The sequence below is a fragment of the Luminiphilus syltensis NOR5-1B genome (genome assembly GCF_000158175.1).
GTDB lineage: Bacteria > Pseudomonadota > Gammaproteobacteria > Pseudomonadales > Halieaceae > Luminiphilus > Luminiphilus syltensis.
Window position 1 is genome coordinate 3,015,224 of the sequence record NZ_DS999411.1, and the last position, 13,429, is coordinate 3,028,652.

General features: G+C 56.2%; 13 protein-coding genes. 1 reads left to right on the forward strand and 12 read right to left on the reverse strand.

Features of this window, described 5'->3' with window-relative positions:
- Positions 1-9 precede the first annotated feature (9 nt).
- The 12 genes from NOR51B_RS13715 to paaZ form a co-directional block, all read right to left on the reverse strand.
- A complete protein-coding gene (locus NOR51B_RS13715) occupies positions 10-1,431 on the reverse strand; it encodes an aldehyde dehydrogenase family protein (RefSeq protein ID WP_009021075.1) in 1,422 nt (473 codons plus the stop codon).
- Between the two features lie 174 nt (positions 1,432-1,605).
- Positions 1,606-3,243, reverse strand: a complete 1,638-nt coding sequence (locus NOR51B_RS13720) for a sodium:solute symporter family transporter (protein ID WP_009019113.1) — start codon at positions 3,241-3,243, stop codon at positions 1,606-1,608.
- Positions 3,243-3,488, reverse strand: coding sequence for a DUF485 domain-containing protein (locus NOR51B_RS13725; RefSeq protein WP_195891507.1), 246 nt, complete (start codon positions 3,486-3,488; stop codon positions 3,243-3,245). Before NOR51B_RS13725 ends, NOR51B_RS13720 begins: the two co-directional genes overlap by 1 nt.
- A gap of 43 nt (positions 3,489-3,531) precedes the next feature.
- Complete coding sequence (locus NOR51B_RS13730; RefSeq protein WP_009021034.1) at positions 3,532-4,629, reverse strand: 2Fe-2S iron-sulfur cluster-binding protein; 1,098 nt, start codon at positions 4,627-4,629, stop codon at positions 3,532-3,534.
- Position 4,630: 1 nt separating this feature from the next.
- Positions 4,631-5,152, reverse strand: a complete 522-nt coding sequence (paaD, locus tag NOR51B_RS13735; RefSeq protein WP_009020665.1) for a 1,2-phenylacetyl-CoA epoxidase subunit PaaD — start codon at positions 5,150-5,152, stop codon at positions 4,631-4,633.
- A gap of 3 nt (positions 5,153-5,155) precedes the next feature.
- Positions 5,156-5,914 (reverse strand): 1,2-phenylacetyl-CoA epoxidase subunit PaaC, encoded by a 759-nt coding sequence (paaC, locus tag NOR51B_RS13740; RefSeq protein ID WP_009019503.1) that lies wholly within the window; start codon positions 5,912-5,914, stop codon positions 5,156-5,158.
- On the reverse strand, positions 5,911-6,195 hold the full coding sequence (paaB, locus tag NOR51B_RS13745) for a 1,2-phenylacetyl-CoA epoxidase subunit PaaB (RefSeq protein ID WP_009019957.1): 285 nt from the start codon (positions 6,193-6,195) through the stop codon (positions 5,911-5,913). Before paaB ends, paaC begins: the two co-directional genes overlap by 4 nt.
- A 17-nt stretch (positions 6,196-6,212) precedes the next feature.
- Positions 6,213-7,166, reverse strand: a complete 954-nt coding sequence (gene paaA / locus NOR51B_RS13750; protein WP_040482156.1) for a 1,2-phenylacetyl-CoA epoxidase subunit PaaA — start codon at positions 7,164-7,166, stop codon at positions 6,213-6,215.
- Positions 7,167-7,191: 25 nt separating this feature from the next.
- Positions 7,192-8,397, reverse strand: coding sequence for a 3-oxoadipyl-CoA thiolase (pcaF, locus tag NOR51B_RS13755; RefSeq protein WP_009019742.1), 1,206 nt, complete (start codon positions 8,395-8,397; stop codon positions 7,192-7,194).
- Positions 8,390-8,842, reverse strand: a complete 453-nt coding sequence (gene paaI / locus NOR51B_RS13760) for a hydroxyphenylacetyl-CoA thioesterase PaaI (protein WP_009020982.1) — start codon at positions 8,840-8,842, stop codon at positions 8,390-8,392. Before paaI ends, pcaF begins: the two co-directional genes overlap by 8 nt.
- 2 nt (positions 8,843-8,844) lie before the next feature.
- Positions 8,845-9,636, reverse strand: a complete 792-nt coding sequence (gene paaG / locus NOR51B_RS13765; protein WP_009020684.1) for a 2-(1,2-epoxy-1,2-dihydrophenyl)acetyl-CoA isomerase PaaG — start codon at positions 9,634-9,636, stop codon at positions 8,845-8,847.
- A 4-nt stretch (positions 9,637-9,640) separates the two neighbouring features.
- The gene (gene paaZ, locus NOR51B_RS13770; RefSeq protein WP_009021429.1) at positions 9,641-11,686 is read right to left on the reverse strand and encodes a phenylacetic acid degradation bifunctional protein PaaZ; all 2,046 of its coding nucleotides are present in this window, start codon (positions 11,684-11,686) and stop codon (positions 9,641-9,643) included.
- 165 nt (positions 11,687-11,851) lie between these two features.
- Here paaZ and NOR51B_RS13775 point away from each other — a divergent pair, with 165 nt between their 5' ends.
- Positions 11,852-13,273 (forward strand): amidase family protein, encoded by a 1,422-nt coding sequence (locus NOR51B_RS13775; RefSeq protein ID WP_154647683.1) that lies wholly within the window; start codon positions 11,852-11,854, stop codon positions 13,271-13,273.
- Positions 13,274-13,429 lie beyond the last annotated feature (156 nt).

Consider the following 13,429-nt stretch of genomic DNA (forward strand, 5'->3'; position numbering starts at 1 on the left):
ACCCAGGCCTCAGCCCTTTGCTATCTGCATGGTCTGTATCGAGGTGTACTCTTCCAGACCGTAGCTACCGAATTCTACGCCGATGCCCGATTGCTTCACGCCACCGAAGGGTGCATCGGGTTGTATCATTGCATGGTTGTTAACCCACGCGGTGCCGCACTCGAGACGCGACGCCAACTCCTGCGCCTTTTCGATATCACCAGACCATACCGAACCTCCAAGACCCGCGCTAGAGGCATTCGCACGAGCCAGCGCCTCTTCCACGTCAGAGAATTTCAGCACCGGGAGGATCGGACCAAAGGGCTCTTCCTGAACCAGGCGTGTCTCCTCCTCTATATCCCGTACAATCGTGACCGGGAAGAAGTAACCCTTATCAGCGGTCGGCGCACCACCCGTTAAAAACGTCGCGCCGTGGGCCCGTGCGTCCTCGCTTAATGCACAGACTTTGTCGAACTGCATTTTATTCTGTACCGGACCGAAATCAGGATTTTCACTGGCGGGGCCCGTAGTAACACTGTTGGCGATACCGGCTAGCGCCTCACACATCTCATCGTAAATATCTTCGTGCACATAAAGACGCTTGAGCGCGGCGCAGGTCTGACCATTATTGATCATCGCGGTGGCGAATATCTTTCCGGCCGCCGCGGCGACATCGGTATCGGGAAGCACGATCGCGGCGTCGTTACCGCCCAACTCCAGGGTCAGCCGCTTCAAGTTTCCGGCCGCACTCTCCATGATGCGCTTACCGGTCGGGGTTGAACCCGTGAATACGATCTTGTTGATGTCGGGGTGTGCAGACATCGCCGCCCCGATCTCGCCGAATCCGGTGACTACATTAAGTACGCCCGGTGGCAGCAAATCACTAATCAAATGCATCGCTCGAAGCACCGTCAACGGCGTGTATTCCGAGGGCTTGGCGACCACGGTATTACCCGTTCTTAACCCGGGAATAATATGCCAGAAAAGAATCAGCAAAGGATAATTCCAGGGCGTGATCGAACCGACCACTCCCAGGGGCTTTCGGTGCACCTCGATGCGCGCCTCATCATTATCCTGAATCACATCAACCGCCGTTTCCAGCTCCGCGGTGGCCCGAATCCACGCGAGACACCCCCCCATTTCAAATCCGGCTCCCAGTCCGGCAAAACCCTCCATGGGCTTGCCCTGCTCCTGCGTCAGAAGATCAGCGAGTTCACCCATGTTCTCCTCGATCCGATCAGCGATCTTATGGATGATCGCCTTTCTTTCATCCGAAGACGTCGCCGACCACGCCGGAAAGGCTGCCCGCGCGGCGGCAACAGCGCTGTCGAGATGGGCCTGGGTCGCCTTGGGCGCATACGCAATGACATCTTCCGTAGCAGGATTCAGGACGGGAAACGTTTCGTCCGCAGCGACGGCCTTGCCGTTTATGAGCATTTTATAATCAGACATAGGGTCGTGAGCCTCACTTTAGGTGCTATAAATGGTTGTCTCTAAAAATAGGTAACGCGTTAACTATAAAGAGTCCGGCTGTGGGTTACCAGCGCCGATGTCAGCGGTTTCTACCCGCGATAATCAATAAACACCGTCGCAATAAGTGGGAACCGTTGAGGGGCGAAACCCCCATCATGTTTCACCCAGCTCAGAGCGTATCAGCAGATCATCGTAATTCTGCTTGTCAATTACCCCCCTCTCCGAGTTGTCTGCTTTAGAGACAACCCACGTCACCAGCAAAGCCAGTGGCAGGGTAAACAAGGCCGGGTAGTTGTAGGGGAATAGCGCCGCTTCGTGATCCAGTACCGATACCCAGACCTGCGGCCCCAACACAATAAGGACTATGGAAGAGACCAGCCCCACCAGCGCGCCGGCAATAGCACCCTGGGTGGTTAGGCCACGCCAGAACAGCGACAGAAACAGGATGGGGAAGTTGACTGAGGCGGCGACGACCATTGGCATCGTCGCAACAAAGGCTACGTTCTCGTCCTCAAAGGCAATACCCAGCAAAACCGCGACAATACCAATCACAAAGACCGTGATTCGCGTAATGCGCAGCTCGGTCACCGGGTCGGGCTTCCCTTGCTTAAGCACCTCGGCGTAGAGGTCGTGGGAAATGGCCGCTGCCCCGGAAACCGTGAGGCCCGCGACAACCGCCAGGATAGTCGCAAAGGTCACTGCTGACATGAAGCCAGTAAGTATATCGCCACCCAAGGCGGTCGCGAGATGGATAGAGGCCATATTACTGCCGCCGATAATTTCGCCACCGATCCCAAAAAACTCAGGGTTGTTGTACAGCAGAGCGGCGGCTCCAAAACCGATAACCAGCAGCAAAATGTAGAAATACCCAATAAGCAGCGAGGCATAAAATGCTGATAATTTCGCCTGATGCATATCGGGCACGGTAAACAGGCGCATCAAAATGTGTGGCAGGCCCAAAATGCCGAACAGCATCGACACCTGAATGGTGACAATCTGAACCGGGTCGTCGAACAACACGCCCGGCGCAAGAATGGCTTCCCCGCGGGGATGGCTGTCTCCCGCCATGCGCAATAGCGTATCGAAACTGAAATCGGATTGAACCAGAATCAGGATTGCCATCAATGTGACACCGGTCAGGAGCAGGATGGCCTTGATGATCTGGACCCAGGTTGTCGCCAACATACCGCCAAAAGCCACGTAAGCGAGTACGAGCGCACTGACAATGACAACCGCCAGTTCATAGGGCAAGCCGAATAGCAGCTGTATGAGTTTTCCGGCGCCCACCATCTGCGCAATCAGATACATCACAACAACAGTAATGGTGCCAAAAACAGCGACAATACGAATTCTATCCCGGTCCAGTCGCTCGGATACCACGTCGACAAACGTGTAGCTACCGAGGTTGCGCACCCGCTTGGCAAACAGGAACAACATGAACGGCCATGCCGCAAAGGCACCTATCGAGAGAATGACGCCATCAAAACCGCCGAGAAAAATAAGCCCTGTGATACCCAGGAATGAGGCCGCAGACATGAAATCCCCAGCGATCGCGGCACCATTCTGCAGCCCGGTGATCTCGCCGCCCGCGTTATAAAACGAGGCACTGGTCTTTGTCGATTTTGATGCGCGCCAGGTAATGGCAAGGGTTAGCGCCACAAAGACCAAAAACATACCAATGGCCATGGGATTGACCGGCTGGCGGACCACCTCACCGGATATATCCCCCCCCGCCGCCATGGTCGGAAGGTGGGCGCCCGCGGCAATCAGCAAGAGCAACACGCGGACCATCAGTATTTTTCCCGACGACTGATAAGCATGAAAATCATTTCAGCCGCGATAAAACCGAGAATCAACAAAACAAACATGACAATGGAGCCATTGATCACAGAATCGCCAATCGGCTCCCTGAGAAAAGAGCCCAGGTTCATCCAGTTCAGTGAGAACGAAAAGTAGAAAAGCAGGGTCACGCCTGAAAAAAGCAAACGCAATCGAGTTTTTCGTTGCACCTGCACTAGCCGAGGGTCTTCGATCACATTCATCTCCGAGCGTTAAGCCTGATTCGCGGTAGACCTTTTTCTAATCTCCGGCAAATCGCTTATCAAAATCGACTACAACCTTATCTGAGATAGGATGTGACTGACAGGTAAGAATCATATTGTTGGCGACTTCTTCGTCCGTCAAGCCACGTTGGATATCCATTTCGACCTCACCCTCGATAAGCAGGGCTTTGCAGGTTGAACACACGCCGCCCTTGCAGGCGTACGGCAGATCGATGCCCAGATTGAGACCCGCATCGAGCAGGTTCTCGCCATCGGCCGCGATATCGACCTGATTGGCCCTGCCATCGTTGACAATGGTTACCTTGCACATCTTTCCCGCGAAGGCCTCAGAGCGTGCATGGTGGCGCGCCACGCGCTCAGCAGCATCTTCTGCCGAACTGCCGAATAGCTCGTAGAGAATTCGTGATTCCTCGATGCCCAGACCACGCAGGCCACGGGAAACTTCTGAAATCATCGACTCGGGCCCGCAAAGAAGAAACAGGTCAAAGTGTTTCAGGTTAATCAGACGCTGGTTCAGCTCAGCACCCTTTTTATTATCGAGACGCCCATTGAGGATTGGCGCCTCCTGTTCTTCGCGACTCAGAATGTTGACCCAGTTGAGACGGTCGAGGTATTTGTTTTTCAGGAACGCCAGCTTCTGCCGGAACATGATGCTACCGGTTCGCTGATTACCGTAAAGTAACGTTACCGTGCTGTTGGGCTCGTTTTCGAGAATCGCCTCAACGTTGGACATAACCGGTGTAATGCCTGAGCCCGCCGAGATGAACAGGTACTTGCGCGCCGTATCGGGATCCGTTTCGACCGAGAAATGACCATCAGGCGCCATCACTTCAATTTCATGCCCCGCCTCAAGATGGTCATTGGCGAAGTTGGAAAAAATTCCGCCCTCGACGCGTTTGATCGCCACCTGCAGCTGGTCGTGACCCGGAGGCACACAGATCGAATAGGACCGGCTTACCGACTCGCCATCGATTTCGGCTTTCAAGGTCAGGTACTGGCCCGGCTTAAAGTTATAGACATCGCGCAGGGACTCGGGGACATCGAAACTCACACAAACCGCACTGTCGGTCTCTGGAGTCACCTGGGATACGGTCAAGGTATTGTAAGTTGCCATATTAAATCGCCTTGAAAAGATCAAAAGGTTCAGCGCAGGCATTGCACTTGAAAAGCGCCTTGCAGGCTGTGGAACCAAATTCGCTGATTTGCTGGACGTCCTCACTGCCACACTGGGGACATTGGGCGGCTTCGCTATCGGGTGCTGCAATGCCATAGGCGGCCATTTTGCTTCGCGCCTCGTTACTCAACCACGCGGTTGTCCATGCCGGTGAAAGCCGGGTCTCGACGGTTACATCGGGATAGCCCGCCGCCTCAAGTGCAATACGCGCGTCCTCCTCCATCACCTTCATCGCCGGACAGCCAACGTAGGTAGGCGTCAACAACACGTGCACGTGCCCGTCGCGCTCGGATACGTCCTGCAGTACGCCCAGTTCATAAAGTGAGATAACCGGTATCTCCGGATCCATGACGTCATCGAGAATCCGCCAGAGGTCGGGGCATTCCGAGTTAATCCGGCGTTGCCGACGCTCGAGCTCTTCGACGGGTAGCAAGGGGATGACATTGGCTTCGTCAACCACCACCGGTTACCACTTAAGGCCAGGGTAGGCGCGTTGCACGGATTGCAGCTCGGCGAGCAGAAAACCGAGGGACTCGGTATGTATGCCGTCTCTACCGCCGGCCGCTTTCCAGTCTGCCTGTGGCAATTCGAGGTTGGCGCGGGCAATGGTATCGGAAACGGTCTCCAGCCACTGATCACGCAACAGGCTGACGTCAGGCACAATGCCCTCGGCGATCAGTGCGCGATCAACGTCATCGACGTCAAACAATTCCCCGGTGTACCCCCACAAGTCGTCGAGGGCTTTTTGCATTCGTCCCTGACTTTCTTCGGTTCCGTCACCGAGGCGCAGCATCCAGTCCGTATCGCGACGCACGTGGTACTTGGTCTCTTTCTCCGCTTTCGCTGCTATCGCCGCCAGCTGTTGGTCGCTACTTTTCATTAGCGCCTGCATGAAAGGCAGGGCAAAGGCGTCATAGAGATACTGTCTGCAGATCGTGAATGCAAAATCACCCCTAGGCAGTTCACAAATCAGAAGATTGCTGAATTCACGAGCATCGCGAGTGTAAGCAAAGGTATCCTCGTTGGCGTCGCCACCGGTTAGCGTGGCCGCATACTGGTAAAACATTCGCGCACGGCCGACAAAATCGAGGGCAACATTAGTCAGCGCCAGATCTTCCTCGAGAAACGGTGATCGGCTGGTCCATTCAGACAGACGGTGCCCCAAAACCAAGGCGTCATCGCCCTGGCGCACCGCAAACTTGGCGATCAGAGCACTGTCAGTCATAGACTATCCACTCCCTCGGGCATCTGATACATCGATGCATGGCGATAGGGCTTATCGTCCAGAGGGTCGTAGAAGGATTCACAGTCTGATTCCTGGGAAGCAGTAATATCCCTGGACGCCACGACCCAAATACTGACGCCCTCGCTGCGCCGTGTATACACATCCCGCGCATACTCCAGCGCCTGTTGTGGGTCATCCGCGTGCAGGCTCCCCACATGCTTATGGTCGAGTCCACGCCGTGAGCGGATGAAGACCTCGTAGAGTTGTAATTCGTCGGTCATTGCAAATCCCCTTTTATTTAAGCCGCGCTACTTTTGGCGCGACGCTTGGCATCGTAAGCGGACATGGCTTCGCGCACCCAGGCGCCGTCGTCATGGGCTTTTTTATGGTGCGCCAGCCGCTGTCGGTTGCAGGGACCATCGCCGGCAATGACACGGTTGAACTCATCCCAGTCGATCGGTCCAAAGTCGTAGTGACCACGTTCTTCATTCCAGGTGAGATCATCATCAGGGACTTCCAGACCTATTGCGTGGGCCTGTTGCACCGCCTGATCGACCCACTGCTGACGCAGGTCATCATTCGAGCGCCGCTTGATCTTCCACTTCATGGATTGCGCCGAGTGCGCAGACTCACCATCGTGGGGACCAAACATCATCATGGCGGGCCACCACCAGCGATTGATCGCATCCTGCGCCATCGCCTTTTGTTCGTCGGAGCCATCCATCAAGGTCATCATGATGTGGTAGCCCTGACGCTGGTGGAAACTTTCTTCCTTACAAATTCGAATCATTGCCCGGGCATAAGGTCCGTAGCTGGTGTTCTGAAGCGAAACCTGGTTAACAATGGCAGCGCTGTCCACGAGCCAGCCAATGGCGCCGATATCCGCCCAGGTCAGCGAAGGATAGTTAAAGATTGAGGCGTACTTTGCCTTGCCCTCGTGCAGCGCTTCGATCATTTCATCGCGGGTGGCACCCAGCGTTTCAGCCGCGCTATATAGATAGAGGCCATGGCCCGCTTCATCCTGAACTTTGGCCAGCAAAATAGCCTTTCTTTCAAGGCTGGGGGCACGGGTTATCCAGTTGCCCTCAGGCTGCTCACCCACCACTTCGGAGTGCGCGTGCTGTGACATCTGACGGATCAGATTTTTTCGATAACCTTCCGGCATCCAATCCTTGGGTTCGATTTTTTCTTCGGCATCAATCCGGGCCTGAAATTTATGCTCATCGGGGAGCGCAACTACGTTGTCATTCATCATCGTTCTCCTGGTTTCAATTCAATTAAATGCGTTCAATGATCAAAGCAATACCCTGACCGACACCAATGCACATGGTGCACAGTGCGTACCGGCCCTGTGTACGCTGCAACTCGTAGGCGGCGGTTGTCACCAGACGCGCGCCGCTCATACCCAGTGGATGCCCGAGCGCAATCGCCCCACCGTTGGGATTTACCTGCGCTGCGTTATCGGGGAGACCCCATCCACGCAGTACCGCGAGACCCTGTGCAGCGAAGGCTTCATTGAGCTCGATGACATCCATAGCGTCGATGGAAAGGTTGACCTGGGCCAGTACCTTGTTCGCAGCCTCATAGGGGCCATACCCCATAATTCGGGGTGCAAGCCCGGTCGTCGCCATACCCAGAACCCGCGCCATCGGAGTCAGCCCATACAAGTTACTGGTGGCCTTATTGGCCAACAGCAGTGCACAGGCGCCATCGTTGACGCTGGATGCATTCCCCGCCGTCACCGATCCGCCTTCGCGAAACGGTGTAGGCAGGCGCCCGAGGGCTTCGATCGACGTTTCGCGTCGGGGCTGTTCATCGCGATCAACGACCAGATCGTCACCTTTACGCCGGGGAATCGTCACGGAAACCAACTCCGCATCAAAGTGACCCGCATCCTCGGCTGCCACGGCGCGCTGCTGCGACCGAAGTGCGAATGCATCCTGGTCTTCACGACTGATCCCGAACTGCTCTGCCACATTTTCGGCGGTTTCAGGCATGGAATCGGTACCGAACTGTCGGTGGATCACCGGATTCACAAACCGCCAGCCAATCGTGGTGTCGTAACTCTTCACACTGCGATCAAAAGCACTGCTGGCTTTGCCCATAACAAAAGGCGCTCGACTCATCGACTCGACGCCGCCGGCAATAGCCAGCTTGACTTCACCCGCCTTGATGGCGCGAGCGGCACTGCCGATGGCGTCCATACCCGATCCGCACAAACGGTTCAGGGTGACGGCGGGAACCGATTCCGGAAGCCCGGCAATCAGCGCGCTCATGCGTGCCACATTCCGATTATCTTCGCCCGCCTGGTTGGCACAGCCATACCAGATATCGTCGACGGCCGACCAATCGACCTCGGGGTTACGCTTTTGCAACGCAGCCATGGGAACCGCACCAAGATCGTCGGCCCTGACGCTTGACAGTGCACCACCATAGCGCCCAATAGGCGTCCGGACAGCGTCGCAGATAAAAACGTCAGGCATCCTGCTGTTCTCCCTGTTCATCCAATGTTACGAGCTCTCCGCCGATAGTAGCGGAGTTACCACGAAACACAGCGACGACACCGCCATCCGAATTGGTCACGGACACGTCATACACACCCGTGCGCCTGCCCTGATGGATTTGCGTCGCCACTGCGCTTAAATGATCCCCGAGCTGTGCGGGCCGAATAAACTCAATTCGGGCGCCCGACGCCACACTGATCCGGTTGTGACTGTTGCAGGCGAATGCAAAGGCGCTATCGGCCAACGCAAAAATAAAACCGCCGTGGCAGATATTATGGCCATTCACCATGTCATCCCGGACCGACATCGACATCGTCGCGGCACCGTGGGTCACGTGATCCAGCGTCATGCCCATTGCAGCCGTCGCACGATCATCCGCCCACATGGCGGCGGCAGCAGCGCGAGCCAGGCTATCGGTATCCATCGTCACTTCCCCGTGTAGCGCGGTGTGCGCTTTTCAAGGAAGGCGGCAACCCCTTCGGCGTAGTCATCGGTGAAGCCGGCGGTGCGCATGAGCTCCTGCTCCAGCGACAACTGCTCGTCGAGCGTGTTGGTCATCGACGCTGAAAACGCCTGCTTTGTTAGCGCGAAACCCCGTGTAGGCTGAGTGGCCAGATGTCGCGCGAGGTCACCGACGGTATCCAGCAGCGCGTCATCGTCCACCGCTTTCCAGATCAAGCCCCACTGCTCTGCCTCATCGGCGGTAACTTTCGGCATTAGCATGGACATACCCTTTGCGCGAGCCATACCGACAAGGCGAGGGAGATGCCAGGTACCGCCGGAGTCAGGAATCAATCCAAGCATGGCGAAGCTTTCGACAAATTTGGCCGACCGCGCAGCAAATACCAGATCGCACGCCAAAGCGATGTTCGCTCCTGCACCCGCTGCAACACCATTAACCGCGCACAGGACCGGCTTGGGCATCGACGTGATTCGTCGGATAAGCGGGTTGTAAAATTTCCCTACCGACTCCCCCAAATCCACTCGCGCCCCCCCGGGAGACACATTGCGATCATTCAGATCCTGACCGGCACAGAACCCTCTGCCGGCTCCGGTAATAACAACCGCCCGAATGTCGACGTCCGAGGCGCACTGATCCAATGCGTCTGCCACTTCTGAATGCATGACGGCCGTAAAACTGTTGAGCGCATCAGGTCGGTTGAGCGTCAGCGTTGCAACCGACTCCGCGACCTCGAAAATAATAGTCTCAAACGCCACGCGCTCAGTCCTCATCCTGACGTACGACAAGGGTGAGAATATCGTACAAGGCGACAGGCTCTCCTTCCTGGTTGGTCACCTCAACCGCCCAGACCACTACACCATTGGGCTTTTCACCCTCTCGGCGCGGCTTCTTGATCTTCCGCTTCACACTCAGCTTCGCCTGGATGGTCGTACCCGGTGGAACAGGCTCCACGAACCTGAGATTTTCAAGCCCATAATTGGCAATCACGGGACCAGGATTGGGGTCGACAAACATTCCCGCCGCTGCGGATATGACAAAATAACCATGGGCAACACGCTCACCGAAAAAGGAATCCTTGGCGGCTATGGCGTCGAAGTGGGCGTAAAAGTGATCGCCGCTGATACAGCCAAAGTTAACAATATCGGCTTCGGTCACCGTGCGGCGATGGGTGACCAGCGTTTCGCCGATCTGCAGGGCCTCGAAGTGTTTCTTGAACGGGTGAATGCCATCGGAAAAGGTTTTTGCTCCGGCATGGTACTCACGAGTGACACCCATCAATGATGTCGGAGATCCCTGCAAGGCCGTTCGCTGCAGATAGTGCTTTACCGCCCGGGCACCACCGAGTTCCTCACCGCCACCGGCGCGACCCGGGCCGCCATGAACCAGATTGGCCAACGGTGAACCATGCCCGGTAGATTCCTTGGCACAATCGCGGTCGAGCACCAGCATCCGTCCGTGCCAGGGTGCTGCACCCAATATGACGGTCCGTGCTTCTTCAGGGTCATGGGTAAACAAAGAACCGACCAGCGACCCTTTACCCATTCGCGCGAGTGTCACGGCGTCTTCGAGGGACTGATAGGGCATGACGGTCGCCACGGGACCAAATGCCTCAACACTATGGATACGATCGGCCTGCAGCGGATTATCACAGCGCAGTAGTGTCGCGGGGTAGAAAGCGCCACTTCCGGCCTCCAAACCTTCCAATGCAACCGCTTCATCGCCACCGAAGACAATCGCTGCCTCGGCGCTCAACTGCTCGACCCTGTCGCGGACATCGTCGACCTGGTCGGTACTGACCAAAGCACCGAGGCGGACGCCGTCCAGTTCCGGGTCTCCCATAACGGCCTTTTTGAGCCGTGCAGAAATCGCATCAATTACAGCGTCGATCGATTCCTCAGGAACAATGACCCGTCGAATCGCGGTGCACTTCTGCCCCGCCTTGGTCGTCATCTCGCGGACGACCTCTTTAACAAACAGGTCAAATTCAGGGTCACCCTGCTTGACCGACTGTCCAAGAATGGCACAGTTCAGCGAATCGGCCTCCATATTGAACGGCACTGAATTCGCCAGCAAATTGGGGTGGTTACGCAGCATTTTTCCCGTCGAGGCCGACCCGGTAAACGTGACCACGTCCTGCTCGTTGAGGTGATCGAGCAGGTCACCGGTACTACCGCAAATCAGCTGTACCGCACCCTCGGGAAGCAAACCGGAATCTACCATTTCCCTGACGCAGGCCTGCGTCAGATACGCGGTTTGCGTTGCCGGCTTGACGATTACCGGCACCCCCGCAGCGAGACTGGGCGCTATCTTTTCCAGCATGCCCCAGATCGGAAAATTATAGGCGTTGATGTGCACAGCGACGCCGGGCTTGGAAGTCAGTATGTGCCGACCTACGAAGGTTCCCTGCTGTGACAAACGCTCCATTTCTCCCTCGACCATGACAACGTCATTGGGGAACTCGCGGTTAACCAGACTCGCGAAACTGAAAACGGTGCCAATACCACCTTCCACATCGGGCCAGGCATCGGCGCGGGTGGTGCCCGTCTTGAAGGAGAGCGTGTAGAAATCCTCTTTCTTGGTCATTAAGTGTTTGGCGAGGGCTTTGAGCATCGCCGCGCGCTCGATAAACGTCATTGCGCGCAGCTTGGGGCCAGCAACATCACGCGCGTATTGCACTACCTTGGCGAAATCGATGCCCGCACTGCTGACCCGACAGACGGGTTCGCCCCGAACGGCGTCAACCACCAGCTTCCCTTCGTCCTGGCCTTCGACCCAGGCACCTGCGACATAGCTTGTCAGCTTCAAATCCTTTCCCCTGATTATGCGATCTTAAGAACCAACACAACGACCGTCTAAACCGATACAAAATTAATATTATTTTAGAGGATTTTGTAATACTTTTATGGGAATGTAAAGGCGGCACAGAAAAATTCAATGATTTATTATGGGAACCAAAAGGAGTTCGGCGGTATGGCCCCAAAACGTTATCTACTCGGAATTGGCATTGCACTAAGCACGTGCCTCACCGTTGCTGCACCGATTCGACTCGCCCACAGCGAAAACCGGGATAACAGTCAGCCCCCTGTAGATCTTCCAGCTCCACCGGATGGCACCTATTCAGTGTCACCCTTCACGGTCAACCCGACTGCCAATGCCAGCTTCATCACGCTATCTGAGGTCGCCCCTCTGGCGTCTGGTTCGCTTGAGGGCCTGAGGTTATGCATCAAAGACAATGTCCATGTAGCAGGACTACCCAATACAGCAGGTACCCCGGCACTGGCCAACTTCGTTCCGCTGGAGCATGCAACGATCATTGAAAGACTGTTAAACGCCGGCGCAACGATTGTTGGCAAGAATAATATGCATGAGCTGGCCTACGGGATTACCAGTGCAAACGTTGCTTATGGGCATGTCGCCAACGCCCGTGATGACACACTTTTACCCGGAGGCTCCAGCGGCGGTACCGCAGTCGCCGTTGCCTTAGGGCTCGCCGATGCCGGAATCGGCACGGATACGGGCGGATCGGTGCGGATTCCCGCGGCACTCAATGGGCTAGTTGGCTTCAGACCCACAACCGGCCGCTATCCCAACAACGGTATGACACTCATATCGCAAACGCGAGATACGGCAGGCCCGATTACTCATGATGTTAAAACAGCGGCTCTTCTCGACAGTGTGATGGCGGGTGAGCCCTTATCGGCGCTTGAATCGATCGCACCCAAAGACCTCCGCCTTGGCGTACCCGAGTCCTATTTTTATAAAGACCTGCACCCCGAGGTTCGGCAAATCACTGAAGACGCACTCAGCAGACTTGAAAATGCGGGGGTCACACTGGTTCGAGCTGACATCAATAACCTGTTGGAGCTCAATAATGCGGTGGGCTTTCCCGTGGTTCTCTACGAAACGAGTCAGCTGCTACCGGGTTATCTCAGCACGCATGGTATCGATCTGACGGTGTCCGACCTCATTAACCAGATTGCCGATGACGATGTCCGCGGCGTGGTTAGCCAGGCGGTCGAAGGCGCGATTAGCGAGGAGAACTACCAACTGGCGTTAAACACACAGCGACCCAAGCTACAGGCAGTCTATCGAGCGTATTTCGAAGCACATGGAGTATCGGCGGTCATCTTCCCAACCACCTCCCTACCCGCCTTGCCCGCCGCAGGAAATCTTGAGACGGTGCCTACGACGAGCGGACGCCAACCCACGTTCCAGACCTACATCAGGAACACTGATCCTGCGTCCAACGCCGGCATACCCGGCATTAGCCTCCCCGCCGGCGAAACGCCGTCCGGCGCACCTGTGGGTATAGAACTTGATGGACCCGCCGGTACTGATCGCAGGCTGCTCGCCATAGCCGCCGTCATTGAGGGCATACTTAAAGCGGATTGAGACCCCAGCCCAGTGCGGGGCCAAGGCCGCAAACCGCTTACCCGTGGTTTGCCGCCATAAAATCACTCTACAGCCTCACCGTGGGCATTGGCGCTCGCAAAACCCGCCGCGCGTGAAGCCGTCACGGTGAAGCTGCCCGCCGGGGCAACAATCACC